The following is a 22743-nucleotide window of genomic DNA, read 5'->3' as shown; positions in this document are numbered from 1 at the left end:
CACCCTTTCCTAATCGTAGGCAAGCCTGAAGCCGACATTGCTGGTTCCAAGGCCGGGATCGCGGCCCTGACGGGATGCCGGGCGATAGCGGCGGCAGTAATTGGGGGCGCACAAATACGAACCACCCTTCACAACCCGTGAGGCCACACCCGGATTAAACGGATCATAGGCAGCATTCTCGCTTGGCCCACGCGGGTTTACATTGTCTGCCGGATCGTGGCCGTCGCGATAAAAATCCTGCGTCACTTCCCACACATTGCCAACCATGTCGTACAGGCCGAAGGCATTGGCCGGGTAACAACCCACCGGGGCGACACCCAAAAAGCCGTCACTCTGTTCGTTGATGACGGGGAATTGCCCCTGCCAGCTGTTGGCCGTTTGTCCGTCAGGCTGCTCGGTAGTGGGTTCCGCACCTGCAGTGGCGGCATATTCCCACTCGGCCTCTGTCGGCAAGCGGCCACCTGCCCAGTTGGCATAGGCCACCATATCATCCCATGCGAGATGCACGACGGGCTGGTTGTCCTGTGCTGTTGGTCCGTCGGGCCCATAAGGCAGTCGCCAGTTCGCACCCGGCACATATTTCCACCACGCCATATAATCAGTACTGGGGCTGTCCGGCGGAGAGAAAACCGCCGATCCCGGCTCCAGCAGGTGGGGCGGAATCTGATCGGCGGGCACACCATAAAGCGCCGGATCAACGGGCTTTTCGGCTATTGTTATATAGCCGGTTGCCGCTACGAAGGCGGCAAATTGGCGGTTCGTTACCTCGTGCGGGTCGATCGAGAAGCTGTCTACCGTGGTTTCGCGTCGCGGGCCTTCTTGGGGGTAGACATTGTCTTGGCCCATCAGAAAGGTGCCACCTTCGATCAGGACTGGCGTATCATCCAATTGCGCGCATTCTTGCGTCGTTGCGAAATCGGCCGCGGTTCGAGGCACGATCGGACTGCGAGGTGCCTCTTCAGAATTGCAGGCGGAAACTATCCCTGCGCTTGCCAATAGCAGGACGCAGTAGACGGTCTTCCGGTGTCTCGTGAGTTGCATCCTAAGCCCCTTGCCGGCTTTCCGCATTCCACGCATCCGCCATCGCCTGCATATCTTCGAATGTGAGCGTCGACAAAACTTCTAGTGCTTGGGTGCGGAATTCCAGGTTTGTCGGAAGTACGCCAGTTTCTTGGCACGATGCTGCGACGAAGGTGTGCATCTGGCGGAGATATTCGCTGTGCAAGTAATACAGTGCACGGCGCGAGCCAGACTCGTCGATAAGTGACATTTCCCGCGAAACGCCCTCTGGTGAATACTCGTTATTGTACAATTGCCACGACAACGCGAAGGGCAGGTCGAGTTCGAGCGCGACCTGCATCACGTAGCGCGTTTTCAGAAATTGCGCCTCGACTGTTCGCGGGCGTTCGCGGTTGGCATGGTAGCCGAATTCGCCGATGAAAACGCGGCGGAAAAAGGGCAGTCCGGGGCGCGGGCGCAGCTGCCCTTCGAGATAATCAAGGATGGCGGTGAGGGGCTCTCTGATCGATTCTAGGTCTGGCTCCTGCGACCGTTTGATCGCTTCGTAACTGGAGTAGGACACCAGATCGACATCGATATTGGGCAGCACGCTGTGCGCCATACTGGCCTCGCCGCGCATGGCTTTCTCGACAAGATTGACCTCGACATAGTGGTAAATCTCGACATTCTCGTGCGGGACGTTCGCCCGCGCATTGTCAATGGCGAGCTGGCGGATATTGAGCCATTCGGTCATGCCTTCGATGGCTTCATCGGAAGGTGTTGAATCGCGCCCGCCATTTCCGTGGAGGAGCCAATCGCCTTCCCAGTTTCCCAACATGAAAACTTTGCCGCTGCCCGAGTATCGCTCCAGCAGCCATTCGGCGAGATTGTACATTTCATAGTAATACGCTGCTGCTTCACGGCGGGTCACACCGTCACGCCATTCGCCCGATGTGTAGGTGGGCACCCATGCCTGGAAGTAGGCGAAATCCATATCGAACGCCTGCTGGATTTCGCGTGAATCCTCGACATATTCGAGGACGCTCCGCGCGCCGCGCATCGCCCGTCCTGTCCCGTACCCTTCTGCCGCGCCATCGCCGAGCGAGATCTTTAGCAGGTTCGACCCGAACCCGCGGATCGCTTCGGCCTGTTCGATCAGCGGGCTGCCATCCCCAAAGTGGTATTGCGAACCAATGGCTTGCGTGCCGAGAACGTAGTTATAGCTAGCGGCAGCCCGTTCGGGAGCAGCTGCACAGCGCCCGCCATCCTGTGCCTGTGCGCCTGTGGTGAATACTGTAAACAGCGCCACAGCAGCGCCTATCGATCGGCCCATCCGCCCGAAGGTCTGTCCCAGTCCCGCCATAATACTTCTCTTCCCCTGTCAATCCTGGCCGTTACGAAACAGCACTTCATTCGAGGATGTGTTGCCATCCAGGTTTTCCCCGCGCCGCCACTGCAATCTCGATGATCTGGCGCGCGCCAGTTCATGTAGCCGGTCCATAAAAGCAACCAGTTGCGCACGGTCGCCGCGCAGGTCGAAGGCTTCGAGCAGATAATCATCGGTGCGCACCATGTGCGCGCGCATGGCAGCCTGCATCTCGGCAAGAATACCGGCATGGGCCGGATTGTCCGCGAGATTGACAAGGCAATCTGGGTCAACAGCAAGGTGACACAATTCCTCAACCGTGCGGTCGCGGAAGAACTCGAAACGCTGGCGAACGGCAGGGTCGGTTCGCGCATGGCGTTGCATTGCCCGGTAGGATGCGTGGTACATATCGGCACTCCGGAACTCGTGCTCGCCATCGGCCCAGGCGTTGAAGACGTACCCCCATTCGGTCGAGATTACGCCGCGCATGGGGGAGGGGTAGCCGCGCGCATTTTCGTCGAAACTGCCGAACGCCAGCTGCGGACGATCGGCCAGCGAAGCATTCACCAGGTCGCTACCCAGATAATCCCGGCCAACAGGCAGATCGACGCCCGCTGCCTGCAGGATCGTCGGCAAGAGGTCGACTGTGGACACCAACGATGCTTCCACGGTTCCCGGTGTAATATGTTCCGGCCAGCGCATGGCGAGCGGGGTCCTGAGGCCGTTGTCATAGACCGAGGATTTGGCGAAAGGGAACGGCATCCCGTGGTCGGACAGGAAGATCACCAGCGTGTCATCTTCGAGCCCGCTTGCTTCCAGCGCAGCCATGATCGCGCCGAATGCGTCGTCCGCGCGCCGTACTGAATTGTAGTAATTCTGCAAATCCTGCCGCACTTCCGGAAGGTCGGGCAGGAAACCCGGCACGGTAATTTCCTCACGCGCAACCAGACGGCTGGGCACATATTCATCGGCCCCCATCGCTGTTGCTTCGGGATCGTTGTAATTCGGCTTGTGCGGATCGGCGATGTTGACCACCAGATAAAAGGGCTGGTCACTCGCGATGGCTTGCTGGAAGAACGTTGCACTCCGCTCCCCATAGGCGGCAGGCGAGTATTTTTCCGCTTCGGAAAAGCCGGAATTGAAATCCCAATAATCGGCGTTGTTCGGCCCCGGATTGGTGTCGGATGCCTTGTTGATCACGCCGGTAAAGAACCCACTGCCTTTCAGCTCGGTGGCTATCGAGGGAGTGTCCTCATCGTCGATGTAGAAGAACCCCACAGCTCCTGTTTGTTGGGGGTAGAGGCCAGTCTGGAGCGCCACACGCGAAGGTGCGCAATTTGCTGCGGCGACATAGGCTCTGTCGAACCGGCGGCCTTCTGCGATGAACCTGTCGATATTGGGTGTTATGTCGGTAATCGGGTTGCCGAAAGCACCGACCGAATTCCAGTTCATGTCGTCCACCGTTACCAGCAGAATGTTCGGCCGTTCCGACGCGGGAGCTTCACTTGGCGAATGGACACAACCCACGAGGGTGGCAACAAGAGCGGCAATGGTCAGAAGGGCCTTCATGAACAACTTTCGAGATCCAAGGTTTTAAATCCTCGGGAAACCACTTGCCCGGCAGACAAGGGCAAGATGCCATGTCTGCCGGGACGGATGGCGCGTTTCCATTCTCCTTGAGAGAGACCTTTTCCTCAGAAGCTGACCGAAACGCCGAGGTCGAACCTGCGGCCCGCAACCGACAAGTAGTTCACCAGCACCGGATATTTCAGGTACCGTTCGGTGCCCGTATCGGTCAGGTTGATGGCGTTGAAGGTCAGGCGGAAATTGTCATTGATCCGGTAGCGAGCCGAGAAGTCCAACTGTCCGCGCGCGGCTTCGATTTCGGGAAGTCCCTCGTCACTGTTGAAGCTGAGCGGAGCAAACTCGCGGCGGGTGAATTCCGACCGCCAGTTGTAAGCAAAGCGGACGCTGAAGTCCCCATCATCGTAATAGGCACCGAGGTTGTAGGTAACGTCCGAAAGACCTTCACGACCGATCGGATCGCCTTCCTGGTCCAGCAGATCGCTGCTTTCGTCGATGAGCGTCAGATTGCCAGTGACACCGAAATTGTTGAGCAAACCGGGCAGATAATTGAAGGCATGGGCCATACCGATTTCAAGTCCGCGGATCGTGGTGCCGCCAAAATTCTGGAAGCTCCGGACCGAGAACAGTTCCCCGTTGATATCGCGGATTTGCGGATCGGGCTCGAGGAAGATCGTGCTGTCGATATCCTTGATGAAAGCAGCCGCCGCGATGTAGCTGCCGCGGTCGTAATACCATTCCAGAGACAGATCGAAATTGTTCGCGTGGACCGGATCGAGATCGGGATTGCCGGCGATACCGTTGCCTGCAAGATTGGGGTCGAGATCGTTTCGCTGAAGGTCAAGGCCCGGCGAAACCTGGTTCAATCCCGGCCGGCCAAGCGTGCGCGAATAGGCAAGGCGGGCAATGATTTCGTCCGACAGGGCGAAGTTCAGATTGATGCTCGGCAACCAGTCTGAATACTCGCGCTCGAAAGTGATCAGATCATAGGTCACCGGGGTGCCGACATTCTGGATAAAGCCCGAGGAATCCATCCTGGTTTCGACATAGCGAAGGCCGATATTGCCATAGAATGGCACATCACCGATGGACGATTCGAAGTCGGCGCGCAGGTACCCGGCAAGGGTTTCCTCGGCGACGAAGAAGCGCTCGTCCTTCACTTCAAAGAAGCCTGCGCCAGACACCGGATCGACCGCGCGAATATCGATCATGTTGAAATAGCTTGTGATTGCCGCGATGTCGCAACCGCCGGTGCTCGTCCAGGTGCTCGGGAAGTTGCCGCCAAAGCGTGAAAGCTCGCCCGAGGTTGTGGCCGGTGTCAGGCACTGGCTGAGGAATTCGGAGCTGGCCTGTGCGCCAGGGTCAGTCGTATTCGCCGGGTTCACCGGAATACGCTGGATGGCAATCCTGTCGGTGGGATCACGCAACCCGTCCCATTCGGTAAAGGGGAACAAAGCGCCATTGCCAGTCTCGCTGGCATTCTCGTAACGGGCACGCTCAAAGGCCCGCTCGGCCCAGCGGAAGCCTGTCTGGAATGACGTAAAGAAGCCACCGTCGGTTTCCCACGTCGCATCAAGACGGAAGGAATCGTCATCGTTCCTTGTATCGGCCGCGTTGCGCTGGAACTGGAAGTAGCGATAACGTTCGTAGTTCAGATCGCCGGGATCAATTGCCACCAGATTGCCCGGCTGGACGACCGAGGTCACGCCAAAGTTCGGTGAGGGGAACGGGCTCTCGTAAAATGTGACCAGCGGGATCTGGCCGCTCGCGAGGTTGAAATCTACTATATTGCGGAAGTCGGCATTGTTGAACGCCGGGTTCGGCCCGCCGCCATCCTCAATGGCTGCCGAGAGCTGGCCGAAGTTCAGCGTGGTTGCCTCGCCATAGGAAGTCGTACCCTGAACGAATAGGGTCAGGTTGGAGGTAGCCTCCCAGGTCGCCTCGAACGCATATTGTTCGGACCGGCGCTCACGCTCGTTGATTGAAGGAGCGGCGCCGACGCGGGTTGTGAAGGCGCCAAGCCGGCCGGCGGTCATCACATAGGTCTGTCCGAATTCGGGTGTGTTAGCCAGTTCCTCGAAAACGTTGCCTGGTCCGCCGATAAGGAAACCTGCGCGCGGCGGGTTGGAAATGAGGTTCATGTTCGCACCGGTCAGCGACTGATCCAGATCGGTGATCACCGCATCGAAGCGGATATCCAGATTCGATGCCGGTCGCCATTGCAGCGTGCCGTTGAAAGACCGCCTTGTATCGTCGCGGAACCGGGTCGAGGTCTGGAATGCGCGCGGCATATAATAAACGTCGCTGGCATTGGCGACATTGTCTCCGTTAACGTCTTCCGAGGCCAAAAGGTAAGGGTTAGGGGCGCCGCTAATATTTGGTGTAGCAAAAATATTGGCTGCGGCCAGCGCAGGATCTTCCCCGGTCATACGCATCCATATACCCGGTGCATCGGCAAATTCGCCGCCGCCATAGACATTGGCGACCGTCGCTATTTCCTTATAACCGAAATTCAGGATCACCCCGATTTCGCCAATCGGCGTGTCGCGGAATTGCTGCTGGAAGAAGACGTTGGCGTCATTGCGCCAAAGGTCACCAACTTCGGCATAGCGCTGGGTGCCGGAAACATTGAGGATCGTAGTGCGGCGGCTGTCGAGCGGCGCGCGCGTTTGCAGATTGATCGTGCCGCCAAGCGTGCCTTCGATCTGGTCGGCGCTCAAAGCCTTGAAGATTTCAACCCCGGCGAAAAGCTCAGCCGGCAAGTCCTGGAAATTGACGCTCCGGTCATTGCCATTGCTCAGATCGATATCGCCGGTGCCAGAGGCGGTTGCGCCGTTGAGCGTGACATTATTTTCGGAAAGGCCGCGGATCTGCACGTTCTGGCCTTCGCCGTCATTGCCGCGGATCACCTGTACGCCGGTGACGCGTTGCAGCGCTTCGGATACGTTGTCATTCGCCAACTGACCAATGTCTTCGGCGGTAATCGAATCCATGATCTGGTCGGATTCCCGCTTGGAGTCGATCGCGCTTTCGATCGACTGCCTTACGCCCGAAACAACAATGGTGTTTTCCGTCTGTGCGTTTTCAGACGCGGACGTTTCGTCATCTGGGTCCTGTGCACCTGCGTCCTGCGCAAAGGCGGCTGGGCTCGTAACGGCCAAGACGCCAATCGCAAGTGCAAGTTTCGACCCCGATGCAATGAGCTGTAGCTTCATGTTCCCCTCCACTGAATTATTTGATCTGCTTTGAAAATTGGTTTGTCGGAAATGCTTGCTGTGCGGGCGGTCGCGCCGCGTTAGACGTCGCAGTTTGAGCGCGCCGCTATGGCGCGGCTTCCGCATCCCGACAGTTGCCAGTGTGTGCCGTCGCCACGGCCTGCCGGCTTGCAAAGTCCTGCCTCTGGAATCCCCATACCGTCCTCCCAAGTAGCGCGAGCGATGATTATCGCCGGAGCCCGAGCTGCCATTTGCTGGTCAGCTTCGGCAACGTCCTAAACCGATTCGCACCAATGAGTAAAGCAAATTGTTTTAGTTATTTGGGGACTCGCGATGATCCCGCGATGCGATTGTTATCCGGATCCGTGGCAAGGCTATCCAGCAAATAGCTAAAAAACAGCACAAATTAGTCTGCATTTGCGCTGGCATGACCGATGAGGGTCACTTTGCCCTTGACCAATCACCGCGCTTCTTTACAAAAACGAATTTATAAAAAGGCGGCAGTGTCGCGGGAAAGAGGGGATAGGGATGCACTGGCTTCGGATATGTGCGGTAACGCTGCTTGTGTTGACTGCACTGTTTGACGGCAGAGGTGGCGCGGCTGCGCAGGAAGTGGCTGCCCGGCAGACCATTGCTGGCCCGGTGAACGCCCTGTTTCCGCCAATCGCTCTCGAAATTCGCAGGGACATCGAAACGCCTTTTTCGGTGGACGCTGCCTGGACCATGAGGGGCTGGGTGCGAATCGATCAGCCTACTGGACAGACGCAGTCGATTGCCGCGCTCGTCGATGAAGGAGGGCGGCGGCTTGTCGAGCTCGGCGTCAGGGACGGGCGGGTCTATGCCACTGCCGATAACGCGCCAGTTGTTCGGTCTGGCAATATCGTTCCGGGCGAGTGGGCACTGGTTACTCTGACCTATTCTTCGCATGAGATGCGCCTGCAGCTTGGAGAGCAGACGCCGGTAACGCGGCAAATGACGCCAACTGGCCCTGCAACAGCACTTGTGCTTGCGCCAGATGGCGTTGGAGTTGGGCGCTTCGAGGGGGCGGTCGCCAGTTTTACGCTTTGGGCAGGATCAATAGCCGATGGTCCCGCCATCGCGTGGAACCAACCGGTGGATGAGCTGATCGTTTTCGCGAACGGCAGTCCGCACTGGCCGATGCAGGTGCGCCAGCACATGGGAATGGACGCGCCACAAGATCCGCTGACCTTGCCCGTGAGCAGGTCAAATGATGCTCCGGTTTACGCCGCTCAGCCGCCTGCATCGACGCCGGCGCTCGCCGCTGTAGCCACGGGTCAATGGCGCATCGGTGGCTGGCGTCTCATCGCCGCGCCGGAAACCGACAGCGAAGCCGCTGCAATCTCCCGCCCGGGCTATGATGATGCCGCTTGGATGGCCGCAACTGTGCCGGGAACGGTGCTTACCACCTATGTCGATAACGCGGTTTATCCTGACCCTGCCTATGGGCTGAACAATCTGCTTATTCCTGAGCGCCTCAACCGGCAGGATTACTGGTATCGCACCGAATTCACCATTCCTGCAGACGATACGCGCAACAATCATTCGATTGAGTTTGGAGGCATCAATTATGCGTCTGAAATCTGGGTGAATGGTGAACGCCTTGGCGACATTACCGGAGCTTTCATCCGCGGCCGCTTTGCGCTTCCCGAAGGATATCAAGCCGGTGACACGATTGCGCTGGCAGTTCGTGTCTCGCCTCCGCCGCATCCTGATTTGCCGCATGAGGAATCGCTGACCGCGGGGCCGGGCGCAAACGGCGGGATGATGATGATCGACGGGCCGACCTTCGGTGCCAGCCAAGGCTGGGACTGGATACCCAGCGTGCGCGATCGCAATACCGGTATCTGGCAAGACGTGATTCTATCGGCGACAGGCGAAGTTCGCATCGGCGACCCGCACGTCCGCACGGTGTTGCCCAATCCGGACAATAACCTTGCCGAACTGACTTTCGAAGTGCCGGTCCTCAATGAGGGTACTTCTGCTGAGACGGTGACAGTCAGCGCCAGCTTCGGCGCAGTGCAATTGCAGAAGGCGGTGGAGCTACAACCCGGCGGGAGCGAGACGGTGATCTTCGCGCCGAGCGAATTTTCGCAGCTCACCATTGCCAACCCGCAGCTGTGGTGGCCCAACGGCTATGGCGAAGCAGTGCTGCATGAGCTTGCGCTCTCGGTGAGCGTCGGTGGCAGCCTCTCTGATACCCGTGACATTCGTTTTGGCATTCGTGAGGTCACCTATGACCTCTCGCTAGTCGATGCCGATGAAGCCTTGCAGCGTGTCGGGGTCGCTCCTGCGCGGGGTTCTGGGGAACAACTGCTCGATATTTCGCATGAGGGTATTCGCCAGGTCGAAGGCGGCTGGGCTGTTACGCTTGCGACGCCAATCGACGCCTCCGCGGCACTTGCGCGTGCTCCCGAGAGTACACTTGCCCCGCATCTTGTCATCCGCGTCAACGGCGTGCCGATCGCGGTACGCGGCGGCAATTGGGGCATGGACGACTGGATGAAACGCGTGCCGCGTGAGCGTATGGAGCCGTTCTTCCGCCTGCATCGAGAGGCGAATGTGAATACCATCAGGAACTGGATGGGACAGAATACCGAGCCGGTATTCTTCGAACTAGCCGATGAATACGGCCTGCTGGTGATTAACGATTTTTGGCTTTCAACGCAGGATCACAACGCCGAACCGGGCGATACCGCGCTGTTCCTCGACAACGTGGCCGACACGATCAGCCGCTATCGCCATCATGCCTCCATTGTTCTCTGGCTTGGCCGCAATGAAGGCGTGCCTCCGCCCGTGCTCAACACGGGAATGGAGGAATTGACGCGGTTGCTTGACGGCACGCGCAGTTATTTGCCCAATTCGCGACAGGTTCATATGTCCGGCAGCGGACCATGGAACTACCAGCGACCGGAAGCCTACTTCACGCGGATTGCGCGCGGCTTCTCCACCGAAGTGGGAACACCGTCCTTCCCCACGATCGAGGCCTTCAGGGAGATGATGCCCGAAGAGGACCTCTGGCCGATCAGCGATACCTGGGCCTATCACGATTGGCATCAGGGCCGCGCGGGCAATGTCGTTCCCTTTATCAACGCGATGAACAATCGCTTTGGTGAGCCTGTGAGCCTCGAGGAGTTCGAGCGCCGGGCCCAGCTTATGCAGTATGAGGCGCACCGTGCCATTTTCGAAGGGATGAACGCCGGGCTGTTCACGTCAAACAGTGGACGTCTGCTGTGGATGACCCATCCGGCATGGCCGAGCACTGCGTGGCAAATTTACAGCTACGATTACGACACCCACGCCGCTTTCTTCGGCACCCGCAGCGGCAGCGAGCCGGTCCACGTACAGGTCAACCTGCCGGATATGCAGGTGGCCGTGGTCAACAGCCTTGCCGGCCCCATTGTGGGTGGCAGTGTACGCATCCGCAATTTTGCACTCGATGGCGAGGTGCTTGGTGACCGCACGATAGCTGTGAATGCGGCGGCTTTGTCCTCCACCGTGCTGGGAGAGGTATTTCCGCAAACTGTGTTCGACGAAGCGCCAGTTGTGCTGACCCGCCTCGAATTGTTCGATCCTGAGGGCCAACTCTTGAGCGAAAACTTCTACTGGCACGCAAGTAGCCCCGCAGCGGAACGGCGCATGGCCGATATGGAGCGGGCGGTCGTTTCGGTGACAGCGCAAAGTGTTCTGGGCGATGCGGAATTCGAGACGCGTGCGGTGATTACAAACACCAGCGACTTTCCGACGCTTATGGTGAAGTTGACATTGCGGGGCGCGGATGGCGCGCGGATCCTTCCGGCGTATTGGAGCGATAACTATGTCTCGCTCCTTCCCGGAGAATCGCGCGAATTTTCCATTCGCTCACCTGCAGATGGCCCCGTGCCAAGCCGTATCGATGTGAACGGCTGGAACGTCGTGACCACAGCAATAGAGGTTGAACGTTGACGACAACGGGAAAGGACTGACGATGAAGCAGGAACCTCTTTTTGCGGGCGTCGAACTCGGCGGCACCAAGTGCGTCTGTGTCCTCGCGACACAATCCGGGGAGATCCTTGAGCAAGAGCGCGTGCCCACGACCGGGCCCGACGAATGCCTGCCCGCGATCAAGACGATCCTGCAGCGCTGGTTCGATGCCGACGCTTCTTTTGAAGCGCTCGGGATTGCGGCATTCGGCCCGCTGGAAGTCGATCCCAAATCTCCCGATTGGGGCAAAATCGGCCAGACACCCAAACCTGGCTGGGCAGGGGTACAAGTTGCCCGGACGCTCAGCGAAGGCTTCGATGTGCCCTGCGCCTTGAACACCGATGTCAACGGCGCCGCGCTAGCGGAGATGCGTTGGGGCGCTGCCGCCGGATTGAAAGACTTTGCCTATGTCACTGTAGGAACGGGGGTCGGCGTTGGTCTGATCTGCGATGGCAAGTCGCTCGGCGGCTTTGGCCATGCCGAAGCGGGCCATATGCGCATCGGCCGGGTCAAGGGCGATGCTTGGGAAGGACAATGCCCCTATCACGGCGATTGCGTCGAAGGGCTTGCCGCAGGTCCTGCGATTGAAGCCCGCACACGCTTGGGCGATCCTGGCCAGTTGGCGAAAGATGATCCGGTGTGGGACTATGTCGGCCATGCCGTGGCACAAATGCTGCACAATCTCGTGATGATCGCGACACCGCGACGCATCTTTGTGGGCGGCGGCGTTATCACCCAGCAGCCGCAACTGTTCCCGATTATCCGGCGCGAATTTGAACGCAGCGTAAGGGGCTACATGGCATCCAAAGAGATGAACGATCTCGACGAATATATCGGGCCGCCCAGCCTGGGCGCACTCGCCGGACCGCTCGGTCCGATCGCGCTTGCTGTGGGAGTTGTAGGAGCGAAGACAGCCGGCAAGTTGCGGTTGGCCATGTGATCGGCAGATGTGATCGGCCAAGTCTGTCGCTTGACTTTAGGCTTCTGCCTTGATCAGGCCGGAACGCGACGGAAGGAACCGGCTGGTGAACGGCAGGATCGCCGCGCCCATCGCGGCTGCGTCTTCTGCCAAAGCTGCGCGGCGCACAGGGGCTCTCGAAGGCATTGAAGCGCCTTGTTGGCGGATTTTGATTGCCAGACGTTCACACAGCATATCAACGAGCGCGGCCGGCAGCCGCCCGCCGATGAAGATTGCATCCGGATCCATCGCCGCATCGATCACCAGCAGCGGCTCACAAAGCAACTCGGCGGCCTTTTCTGTCCAGGCTACGGCCTCTTCCGCGAACTTCCCTTCCAGCTGGCCGAGGCTGCTCACCGTAGTATCGGGATAACCCGCTTCGCCAAGGTGCCAGAAAAGGCCCGAAAGTGACACCACATCCTGGAGGCTAATCGCTTTTCGTCGAGCCTTGCCCACCGGGAGAAAGCCAATCTCACCGCTCCGACCGGTGGCGCCACGAACCGCCTGGCCATCCACGATGAGTCCGCCGCCAAGGCCGGCGCTGATGAGGATGTAGAAGAAGTTTCGCGCCACGCGCCCGTGGCCGAACTGGAGCTCCCCGAAAGCCGCTGCAGTAGCATCGTTCTCAATGAAGATTTCAAGATTGTATTTGCCAAGCAAACGCGAGAGGTCAACGGTTTCCCATACTTCAAAGTCCTCAGGGCGCGCCGGCAAATCGGTGGAACCGAAATCATCCGGTATGGCAACGCCGATTCCGGTTATCCGTGCCATGTCGATTTCGCCCGACGCGCGGATGGCCTCCATATTCTCATCGACGAAAGCCGCTACTGTATCGGGCATGGCGAAGGCCACTTCTTTGGATACGATGAAGCGCACCCTGCCAAGAAAGTCCAGCAACACCATGGTGATATGGTCGCGGTCGATATTTATGCCGACCGAATAGGCACCGTCTGGATTGGTGGTCAGTTCCATCGCCGGCTGCCCGCGCCCTCCGCGACGCCGACCGCCCTCGTTAATCAGGCCATCGGCAAGCAGCTTCCGCGTGATATTGGTGATCGACGGCGTTGTGAGCCCGGTAATCTCCGCAAGCTCCACTTTGGTCACCGGCGCGTTAAGCCGGATCGCCTGAAGCGTCACGCGCAGATTATGCGTGCTGCCCGTTTCGAGATTGGTCCCCGAAAGCCCTGAACTCAAAAGGCTCACCCGGTCATCCGAAGTGATCCTTGTTTTGGGATTATGTGAATCACCGTTCGGAATTTTGAATGACCCCGGTTGGGAGGCAAGCGAATGGGTTCTCGGCCTCGAGCGCAAAAGTTCGCGCCGGTATATGCCGATCTTGTTCATCCGATACAACCGATCAGGAGTCTCCACATATCCAAATTCTTCCGCGAAGGTGCTCGCATGGACGGAGAGGGATCAGTGCCCCCCGCCGCCTTCGCCACCGATCTGCTCTATCTCTTCGGGATTGCGCATCCAGCGTTCGGGGAATGCTCCCGGACCTGAACCATTGCGGTTGCGCAGAACGGCGCCCTCCTCGGTGCGGTTGGTAAAGGTTACAAAGGACCGACCGTTTTGTGGATCAAGACTCGCGAACAGGTCACGCCGCATTTGCCTGAGGATATGCCGGAGACTTGGATCGTCTATCAGATTGTTCATCTCGCGCGGATCGTTCTGCAGGTCATACAGCTCTTCGGTATCCCATACCCCGTGATACTGGATATATTTGTACCGCTCGCCGCGCAGTGCGAAGGTAGTCGGGGTCTGCGGATAATTGTATTCCCAGTAATATTCGTAAAGCAGCGACGTTCTCCAGGGGGAGGGAGTGGGACGGCCCATAAGCTGGTTCATAAAGCTCATTCCGTCGATCTGCGTCCCTTCGGGTATTGCGGCCCCGGCGAGCTCAAGGAAAGTCGGTGCAATGTCGATATTTGCCACCATGTCATCCACCACGCGGCCTGCCCGCATACCGCCGCCAAATGCGATCAGTGGTACGCGCATGGATTCTTCATAAGCGCTGCGCTTGTCGATCATTCCGTGCTCGCCGAACAGGAAGCCGTTATCGCCCATCATCACCACGATGGTATTGTCCAGCATATCCCGGTCACGCAGTTCCTCGATGATCGCGCCAATTCCCTCGTCGACCGCAGCAAGCGTGCGATTATAGCGCAGCCGGAAATCGACGATGCTCAGGTCGGAATGGTAAGGGAAGTCAACCCCGTGCCACGAATTGCGTTGGTCGCGCACCCAGCGCGGCATCCCTTCGTAATTCTCGGGCGTGTCCGCCATGCTGTCGGGCAGGACGATGCTGTCCGGGCTGTAAAGGTTCTGGTGCCGCTCTGCCGGAATAAAGTCGGCGTGCACTGCCTTGTGGCTGAGATAGAGAAAGAAGGGCGTGTCATCGTCCTGCTCGGACAGCCAATCGAGAGCAAAATCATTGAGTTCATCGGTGATGTAGCCCTGTTGCTCGACACGCTCGCCATCGATGTTGAGCGTATGGCGCGGGCCGCCATTGCCATCGTCAGGCAGGTAGTTGCCTTGGCCTCGGAAGCTGATCCACCGATCAAAGCCGGGTTGCGGATCATCCCCGTGCCCGCCCATGTGCCATTTGCCGATAAAGGCGGTGTTGTATCCCACCTGCTGCAAGGCCTGCGGGAAGAAGAAGGTACCTTCGCGGAAGACGATATTGTTATCGGCTATACCGTGATTGTGCATGTACTGCCCGGTCAGGATCGAGGCCCGGCTGGGACTGCACAGGGCTGTAGTGACAAAGGCGTTGCGGAAGTGGACACCTTCACGCGCAATCATGTCCATGTTCGGCGTCTGCAGCGAAGGATCGAGGAAACCCATCGCATCGTAGCGCTGGTCGTCGTTGAGGATGAAGACGATGTTGGGCCGGGTAGAGCGCGTTGTCGACGGCACGCTGGACTGTGCTGCCAACGGTGTTGGCAGGGTTATGGCAAGCGCGCAAATGAAGTTGATCAGCTTCCGTGCTAGCCCTTCGCTACGGATACTTTGGGGCTTCATGGTCTTTTCCTCGCAAGTCATTCCAGAATTCCTCATGCGATCGCCAAGTCTCCCGCATAGGCGACCAGCAAACAATCGCTTTCTCCCAAGCGAACCTCAATCGTATTATCAGCAAGCCAAACAGTCCCGTGCAGCATGACTTGGTCAGCCACCTGACAGCCATCGGTGATGGGGATCAACCAGATTGGGTGCTCGGCATCAGCACGCAAATCTTCCGCGCACGGCCCGGTCCATTTTTCGATCACGAATTTCGGCCCTTCGACCAGAATCTCGCGGCTATCGCTGATCTTGCGGCTGGCGGTGTGAACAAATGGCTCAGCGTTCGAGACCGCGACACTTTCCTCAATCTGCAAGCCGCGTGGCCGCCCGTAATCATACAGGCGATAGGTGAGATCGACGTTCTGCTGGATTTCGACCAGCGAGACGCCCGCGCCGATCGCATGGACTGTGCCGGCAGGTACAAAGAAGAAATCGCCCGGCTTGACGGGGTGCCAGGTCAACAGCTCTTCGATGCTGCCATCATGCGCCGCTGCGCGCAGTTCTTCCGAAGTGAGAGCCCGGTGAAGCCCTGCGCCAATGGTCGCGCCGGGATCGGCCGTGAGCACGAACCAGGCTTCGGTCTTGCCTCTTGGCTGGCCAACGGCGCGTGCTTGCTCGTCCGAAGGGTGTACCTGGACCGAAAGCTTGTCCGAGGTGAAAAGGTATTTAATCAGCAGTTCGTCGGCGTGCTCGTCTTCAAACCAGATCTCGCCAACAGGCTCCGCGAAGTCTGACGGATTGCCAAAGATTGCGGGGAAATCACGACGACCCCAAACCTTCTCGACGGCATGCGAGGAGAGCTTGCGGGCTCTTGCCAGCGTTTCCATCAGTGCCCCCCGACCGCTGCAACTCCACCCGCGCGGATCGGCTCTGCCCGGCGGGCGGCAAAGGCAAAGCCGAGCAGCAGTAGGTAGCAAACCGCGGGCACGATAAAGGCAGTGACATAGCTCGTCGCGCCGGACACCAGACCAACAACCAGTGGCAAGATCGCGCCGCCGACAATGCTGAAGCACAGGAAGCCCGAAGTCGCCTCCTTGCTGGCAGTCGATCGTTCCAGGGTAAGCGTAAAGATCACCGGGAACATAATGGAATTAAAGAGGCCGATGCACAGGGCTGCGTAACCGGCAACGGGGCCGCCAAAGCCTGCGATGGCCAGGCAGATGATCGCAGCGATACCGGCAAAGATCGCGAGCAGTTTTGTCGCCGGCACGCGGGTCAGCAGAACCGATCCGACGATCCGCCCTACCATCGCGCCACCCCAGTACAGGCTGACCATCTTGCCTGCCTGTTCCAGCGGAATCCCAAGAACATCATCGCTGTTGAGGAAGAACGCCATCTGCGTCCCGATGGCCACTTCGGCGCCGACGTAAAGGAAGATTGCCCCGCCGCCAAGGAGCGCCCAGCGCGATGAAGCTGCCTCGCCAAGCATTGCGAAGACACCTTTGCCGGAAACTTCCGGTTCCGCTGGGGCGGCCTTGGTGATGAGGTCGCGCGTGAACCAGATGAAAGTCGCGAGCGCAAGGATGAGTACGCCAATCCAAAGGAACGCGAAGTCAATCCCGATCAGGGCTGAAGCGCGCGCCGCTTCGGTAACTTCCTCGCCTTCCTTGATCTCGATCCCTTTGAGGAACAGCGCGGCGCCAAGATAGGGGCCTATGAAGGTGCCGAGGCTGTTGAAGGCCTGGCTAAGGGTAAGCCGGAAGTGGCTTCCTTCGGGGCGACCGAGCGCTGCTGCAAGCGGGTTTGCGGCCACTTGCAGGATCGTGATCCCGCTGGCGAGCGTGAAGAGACCGAGAAGCATCAGCGAATAGACAGCGACATTGGCTGCGAGGAGCATCAGGGCGCAGCCTGCAATCATAAGCGAGAGTGCGATCAGAACGGTGGGAACCGATTTGCGTCGCGCCAGCAGGGCTGCTGCCGGGAGACTCATCACGCCATAAGCGATGAAGAACGCAAAGGCGCTCAGCTGCGCCTCGACATCGGTCAGGTCGAAAATCCCTTTCACCGCGGCGACCAGCGGGTCCAGCAGCGAGGTGATAAAGCCCCACGCAAAGAACAGCGTGGTGACCGATGCGAATGCCATTTGCGTACTGGCAGAAGTGTTTGCCGCCTTCATCGACGCGCTCCACCTATGCAATACTCTGCCTTCTGGCGCATTCGCATTCTCCCCTCTTCGCCAATCTGACGTCGGCCCGGTTCCCGTTCGCCTGCCAGCCGGTAAGACACAGCTCTTCCAAGAGGCGACATTCGGGGATTCGTAACGGGGATGAGCTCAATAGTAAAGAAATTTGTTTTATTTAATATCGAACACTGCTGATCACGCTGGGTGATCCGTGCGCGGCCTTGTTTCGAAGCGGAGTGGGGCGGCGAACCCTAGCTTTCCTCATACTCTATCCGCGCAGCCGCAGCGCCACTCATGATGAAGCCGATGGGACGTTCGGTTTCTTCCTGCAAATGGCCGATCAGGCTCGCGGTCCGGGCGAGCAGGGATATGCCCTTGAGAGCTGCAAGCGGGAAACCGGCGTCGAGCATGACAACAGGGATCGCGCCGTTCACATTGATCGGCAGGCAGCGCCCGATTGTGTCGGGTAATACCGTCTCAATCGCGCGCAGCATCCGCACATAATCGGCGGCAACGCCCTGTTCTTCGGCAATCGCTAGCAGACGATGTGCGCGCGGGTCCCCGCCCGAATGTTGCGGATGACCAAATCCGGGGATGGGCTGCTTACTTGCGCGCAATTCGGTGATGCCGACACGGGCAGCTTCCTCGAAGCTTAGATCTTCTGCCCGCGCGCGTTCGATACAGGCGGCATAGAAGCGGCCCGCGACTTCGGCGCTGCCCAACACCACGGACCCGCAGCCGAGCAGTCCGGCGGCGACCGCGCCGTGGAAGGCCTCGGGCGCGGCGGCATAGGTCATGCGGGTTGCAACCACGCTGGGCACAAGTCCATGCTCGGCAATCGCGCACAGGACAGCGTCGGCGAGCAGTTTCTGCCGTGCATCGGGCATGGTGCCGGTTACCAGCAGCCAGAAATAGCTGGTGAAGTCGACTTTGCCGATCACGTCGTTACACAGATCAAGGCCGCGCACGGTGATGCTGGTGGCATCCGAAGTGCAGATTGAGGTGACGGCGTTATCCTGCTTGCCAATGCGCATAGCGGACTTCCTTTTCGCTAAACGAAGTTGATTTCGGTATGCGAAGAATATATGCCTCCCGCAAAGTCAAGTGTCAAATCGGGAAAAGCGGATGCCGGTCAAGCCTCTACAGGATATCACAGTGCTCGAAATGGGCACCTTCATCACCGGGCCTGCTGCCGGGATGTTGTTGGCCGATCTGGGTGCCAAGGTCATCAAGGTGGAAAAGCCCGGCATGGGCGATCCGTTCCGGAATTTCAAAGGCGGTCTCTACAGCCCGCACTTCCAGACCTACAACCGCAACAAGCGTTCCATCACTATCGATCCCAAGCAGGAAGACGATCTCGCCATCTTTGACCGGCTGGTGGCCGATGCGGACGTGTTTATCGAGAATTTCCGCCCCGGAGTGGCCGACCGGCTGAATGTCGGCGCAGAACGCTTGCAGGCGATCAATCCCCGGCTGATCTACGCCTCCATTTCAGGCTTTGGCAGCTCCGGCCCGGATCGTGACCGGCCCGCTTTTGACACCGTTGCGCAGGCTGCCTCGGGATTTCTGCGCCTGTTCGTCAACCCGGAACATCCGCGCGTCGTTGGTCCGGCGGTCGCTGATGCGATGACAGGGTTTTACACCGCGCTCGGCATCCTCGCCGCGCTGCATGAGCGCGGCACGACGGGGAAGGGGCGGACGGTCGAAACATCCATGTTTGAAGCGATGTGCCACTTCAATCTCGATGATTTCACCCACCTGCTGTCCGCCGATGAAGTGATGGGGCCGTACAGCCGCCCGCACGTATCGCAGAGCTATGTCTTCGAATGCGCGGACGGCCAATGGCTGGCGTTGCATATGTCCTCGCCGCCCAAATTCTGGGAGAATCTCGCCAGCGCGGTGGGGCGGCCCGATATGCTGCAATTGCCCGCCTTTGAAAACCGCGAGTCGCGGATTGCACATTATGAGGATGTCGTCGCGTTCCTGGCGCCGATTTTTGCGACGAAGCCGCGCGCCTATTGGGCCGACGAGCTGACGCGGCTGGAAGTGCCCAATTCGCCCGTGCGCACCTCCCGGGAAGTGCTCGACAGCGAACAGGCGCGGCATCTGGGGATCGAAGTGTGCGATCCGGATGGGCCACACGGGGAATTCCGCACCATCCGCTCGCCGCTCAGCTTCGATGGCGAGCGGGCACAAACAGTCACAGCGCCGCCGGTGCTGGGCGAGGGTGATGAGGAAATTTGCGGACGCAGGAGGGATTAAGCATGGGGTTTGAGGGAAAACATCCGGCCACCAAGGACCCGGAGTTTCTGTCCACACTGGAACGCGGGATGCGCGTGCTCAAGGCGTTTGACGAGGACGATCCCGAAATGACCCTCAGTGAAGTCGCGGTAAAAACCGGCTTGCCGCCCGCAGTGGCCCGGCGTTGTCTCAAGACTTTCCTCGAACTTGGCTATGTCGCGCAGCACGAACGCAAATTCCTGCTGCGTCCGGCGGTGTTGACGATCGGGTCTGCCTTTCTTGCCTCCATGCAGATCGAGCAGGTGGTGCATCCGGCCCTCCAGCATTTGCGTGACCAGACCGGCGACAGCGCCTCGCTGGCGGTGCTGGCGGGCAACGAGATCCTCTATGTTGCACACGTTTCCACCGACCGCCGGTTCCGGCTGGCGGCCAATGTGGGCACGCGATTTCCTTTCCACGCAACTTCGCTCGGCAAATCGATGGCAGCCAATCTGCCCGCTGAAGAGCGCGAGGAGCTGCTGGCGCAGGCGCCCTACCAACGGTTCACCGAACGCACGGTGACAGACCGCGCTGCCATCGAGGAGCGGTTCGTGCTGATTGCCGAGCGGGGGTATGATTCGGCACTCGACGAGCTGGATTACGGCATCGTCTCGGTGGCTGTCCCGATCTACGGGCGCGAGCGCAAGGTGGTTGCCGCGATCAACTGTTCCACCTCCACGACCCGCATTTCGCAGGATGAACTTGTGCGCACCCGTCTGCCGTTGCTGCGCGGTGCGGCGAGCGAGATTGAGGGGGCACTCAAACGCTGGCCCGCGCTTGAGGCGTCGCTCAAACCATAGTTTTCGCATATCGAAGTTGACTTCGCATTACGAATTTCATATTCGCTGCGTCGGTCCAGAGAAGTGATTCCACAGAGGCGCGCACACGCGTCCGTTCGGGAGAGAGTGAAATGAAGACGTTGGACTCTACTTTTGTGAGTTTTATTGCGCTTGGCGCTGCCGCCCTGTGGGCCGTGCCCGCCGCTGCGCAGCAGGCTGATCCGGAAACCGGCGAAAAGGCGGAAGCTGACGGCAACACCATTGTCGTTACCGCGCTGCGCCGTGACGAAAGCCTGCAGGATACGCCCGCCGCCGTGACTGCCTTCACCGCTGAGTCGATCGAGAACGCCGGTATCCAGCGCCCGGGCGATTTCATCGCGCTCACGCCCAACGTCAATCTCGTCGAAACGCAGAATGCGGGCAACGCCTTCGTTATCATTCGCGGGATTACCCAGAACCGCAATTCCGAGCCTTCGGTCGCAGTGATTGTAGACGGGGTACAGCAAGTAAACCCCGCGCAATTCAACCAGGATCTGTTCGATATCGAGCAGATCGAAGTGCTCAAGGGGCCGCAGGGCGGCCTCTATGGTCGCAACGCCATTGGCGGGGCGATCATTATCACCACTCGCCAGCCGACCAGCAGCTTTGAGGGCAATATCACCGCCGGGATCGACAATGGCTTTGGCTATTTCCTCCGCGGCGGGGTGAGCGGCCCGCTGGGCGAAGGCGCGTTCTTCCGTGTGGCGGGATCGTGGTATGAAACCGACGGCTTTATCGAGAACACCTTCCTTGGCGAAGATGCCGATCCGGTGCAGGATCTGAGCCTGCGCGGCAGCCTGCTGTTCGAGCCGACCGACCGTTTCACCATCGATTTGCGCGGCTCGATGAACCAGCTGCGCACGCAGGGACTCTACTACAACATCGTCGCCGATGTGAACGACATCGCCGATGTGCGGGTGAACAATCCGGGCCAGAACGACCGCGACATTTACAACGTCGCGTTGCGCGCCGAGTATGAAGGCGACAATGTCGTCTTCACCTCGGTCACTTCGTATGACACGCTGGAGGAGATCCTCACTGGCGATGCGTTCGACTTCCTGCCGATCGAGGATTCGTTCTTCTTCAACCTGTTCGAGACCATCTTCGGCCCCGGCAACGGGTTCGACCTCAACCAGGCGCAGTTCCTCGATGTGGAGGCGTTCAGCCAGGAAGTCCGCCTTGCCTCGCCCGATGACGGACGCCGGTTCAACTGGATGGTCGGCGGCTACCTGATCGATACCGAACGCTTCATCTCTACGGGCAATATGGTCGACACGGGCAATGGGGTGTTCCCGGTGTTCCGCACGCCCTCGACCAATCCGCTCAACCCGCAATTCACCTTCCTGTCGGACGGTCAGAGCAATTTCGCATGGGCGCTTTTTGCCAATGCCGGATATGAAATCTCCGAACAGCTGCGCATCGACGCCTCGCTGCGCTATGACCGTGACCGGCGCGAGCAGACCACACTGACCCCGCAGGCCTTCCTGCCAGTCGTGCCCGGCGTCCCGCAGGCGCAAAGCGGCGAAGTGCGCACGCGCACCTTCGATGACTGGCAGCCGAAGATCACGCTCACCTATGAACCGACCGACGAACTGACGCTGTATGGCGGTTACAGCCGCGGTTTCCGTTCTGGCGGTTTCAACCAGACGGGCGTGGGCGCGGAAGCGGTGGCCAACGGGATTGTCGGCGTCGGGGACATTTTCGAAGCGGAAACTGCCGATACGTTCGAGCTGGGCTTCAAATCGGACTTCGGCCCGTTCCGCCTGAACGGCGCAGCCTATTCAACCACGTCGGAAAACAGCTATTTCTTCGTGTTTCTGGCGGCATCCTCTACGCAGAACCTCGGCAATATTCCCGAAGTCAGCCTGCAGGGTTTCGAACTTGAAGCGACGGCGGAAATCCTGCCCTATCTCGACGTGAACGCCGCATGGGGCGTGACCTATAGCAATATCGAAGAGTTTCCCGATCCGACTGTCATCGGCAACGAAGCGCCGCAAATCTCGCGCTCGACGGTCAATCTGGGGGTGCAGTATGACGGGCCGATCAGCGACTCTATCGATGCGCTGCTGCGCGTCGATTATCGCCGCACAGGCCGCACCTGGTGGGAGCCGTTCAACACCACCGTGCGCGATCCGGTGAACATCGTCGATGCCCGTGCGGGCCTGCGGTTCGACGATTTCTCGATCACCGCCTTTGCGCAGAACCTGTTCGACGAGACGTATAACGCCGAGTTTTCGCCCGGCGGCTTCGTTTTCCGTGCGCGCCCGGCGCGGTACGGCGTCGAAGTAGGCTACCGCTTCTGACCTAGCGGGGCGGATTGGCGGGAGGGTGCAGTAAGGTGTATCCTCCCGCCGATT

At 59.3% G+C, this 22743-nt stretch carries 14 protein-coding genes; 5 read left to right on the top strand and 9 right to left on the bottom strand.

Annotation, left to right across the window (positions count from 1 at the left end; all coding sequences use genetic code 11):
* Positions 1 to 9: 9 nt before the first annotated feature.
* The 4 genes from ACS0VV_RS09395 to ACS0VV_RS09380 all read right to left on the bottom strand — a co-directional run bounded on the left by ACS0VV_RS09395 (position 10) and on the right by ACS0VV_RS09380 (position 7164).
* Entirely contained in the window at positions 10 to 888 is an 879-nt protein-coding gene (locus tag ACS0VV_RS09395) for a formylglycine-generating enzyme family protein (protein ID WP_483532453.1), read from the bottom strand.
* Between the two features lie 154 nt (positions 889 to 1042).
* Positions 1043 to 2362 carry a hypothetical protein gene (locus ACS0VV_RS09390; protein WP_483532452.1) on the bottom strand — a complete coding sequence of 440 codons (1320 nt, stop codon included), beginning with the start codon at positions 2360 to 2362 and terminating at the stop codon, positions 1043 to 1045.
* An 18-nt stretch (positions 2363 to 2380) separates the two neighbouring features.
* Positions 2381 to 3934, bottom strand: coding sequence for a sulfatase family protein (locus ACS0VV_RS09385; RefSeq protein WP_483532451.1), 1554 nt, complete (start codon positions 3932 to 3934; stop codon positions 2381 to 2383).
* A 125-nt stretch (positions 3935 to 4059) separates the two neighbouring features.
* Positions 4060 to 7164, bottom strand: coding sequence for a TonB-dependent receptor (locus ACS0VV_RS09380; protein ID WP_483532450.1), 3105 nt, complete (start codon positions 7162 to 7164; stop codon positions 4060 to 4062).
* A 567-nt stretch (positions 7165 to 7731) separates the two neighbouring features.
* On the opposite strand from ACS0VV_RS09380, the gene ACS0VV_RS09375 reads away from it, so the two are divergent.
* Together ACS0VV_RS09375 and ACS0VV_RS09370 are read left to right on the top strand one after the other, a co-directional pair.
* Complete coding sequence (locus ACS0VV_RS09375) at positions 7732 to 11127, top strand: glycosyl hydrolase 2 galactose-binding domain-containing protein (protein WP_483532449.1); 3396 nt, start codon at positions 7732 to 7734, stop codon at positions 11125 to 11127.
* 22 nt (positions 11128 to 11149) lie between these two features.
* Entirely contained in the window at positions 11150 to 12085 is a 936-nt protein-coding gene (locus ACS0VV_RS09370; RefSeq protein WP_483532448.1) for an ROK family protein, read from the top strand.
* Positions 12086 to 12121: 36 nt separating this feature from the next.
* Here the strand turns inward: ACS0VV_RS09370 and ACS0VV_RS09365 are convergent, their stop codons facing one another.
* The 5 genes from ACS0VV_RS09365 to ACS0VV_RS09345 form a co-directional block, all read right to left on the bottom strand.
* Positions 12122 to 13447, bottom strand: coding sequence for an ROK family transcriptional regulator (locus ACS0VV_RS09365; protein ID WP_483532447.1), 1326 nt, complete (start codon positions 13445 to 13447; stop codon positions 12122 to 12124).
* 72 nt (positions 13448 to 13519) lie between these two features.
* Entirely contained in the window at positions 13520 to 15127 is a 1608-nt protein-coding gene (locus ACS0VV_RS09360) for a sulfatase family protein (protein ID WP_483532446.1), read from the bottom strand.
* Between the two features lie 32 nt (positions 15128 to 15159).
* A complete protein-coding gene (locus ACS0VV_RS09355; RefSeq protein ID WP_483532445.1) occupies positions 15160 to 15993 on the bottom strand; it encodes a class I mannose-6-phosphate isomerase in 834 nt (277 codons plus the stop codon).
* A complete protein-coding gene (locus tag ACS0VV_RS09350) occupies positions 15993 to 17249 on the bottom strand; it encodes a sugar MFS transporter (RefSeq protein ID WP_483532444.1) in 1257 nt (418 codons plus the stop codon). The genes ACS0VV_RS09355 and ACS0VV_RS09350 overlap by 1 nt, the downstream gene beginning before the upstream one ends.
* Positions 17250 to 17539: 290 nt before the next feature.
* Positions 17540 to 18322, bottom strand: a complete 783-nt coding sequence (locus ACS0VV_RS09345; RefSeq protein WP_483532443.1) for a citryl-CoA lyase — start codon at positions 18320 to 18322, stop codon at positions 17540 to 17542.
* Between the two features lie 91 nt (positions 18323 to 18413).
* Here ACS0VV_RS09345 and ACS0VV_RS09340 point away from each other — a divergent pair, with 91 nt between their 5' ends.
* From ACS0VV_RS09340 to ACS0VV_RS09330, 3 genes are all read left to right on the top strand, one after another.
* Positions 18414 to 19550 carry a CaiB/BaiF CoA transferase family protein gene (locus tag ACS0VV_RS09340; RefSeq protein WP_483532442.1) on the top strand — a complete coding sequence of 379 codons (1137 nt, stop codon included), beginning with the start codon at positions 18414 to 18416 and terminating at the stop codon, positions 19548 to 19550.
* Positions 19551 to 19552: 2 nt separating this feature from the next.
* Complete coding sequence (locus tag ACS0VV_RS09335) at positions 19553 to 20368, top strand: IclR family transcriptional regulator domain-containing protein (RefSeq protein ID WP_483532441.1); 816 nt, start codon at positions 19553 to 19555, stop codon at positions 20366 to 20368.
* A gap of 134 nt (positions 20369 to 20502) precedes the next feature.
* The gene (locus tag ACS0VV_RS09330; RefSeq protein WP_483532440.1) at positions 20503 to 22689 is read left to right on the top strand and encodes a TonB-dependent receptor; all 2187 of its coding nucleotides are present in this window, start codon (positions 20503 to 20505) and stop codon (positions 22687 to 22689) included.
* Positions 22690 to 22743: the final 54 nt, after the last annotated feature.

Source organism: Aurantiacibacter sp. KMU-128, from assembly GCF_056933515.1.
The sequence above is the reverse complement of the archived record's forward strand: the minus strand, read 5'-3'. Positions and strand labels throughout refer to the sequence as shown.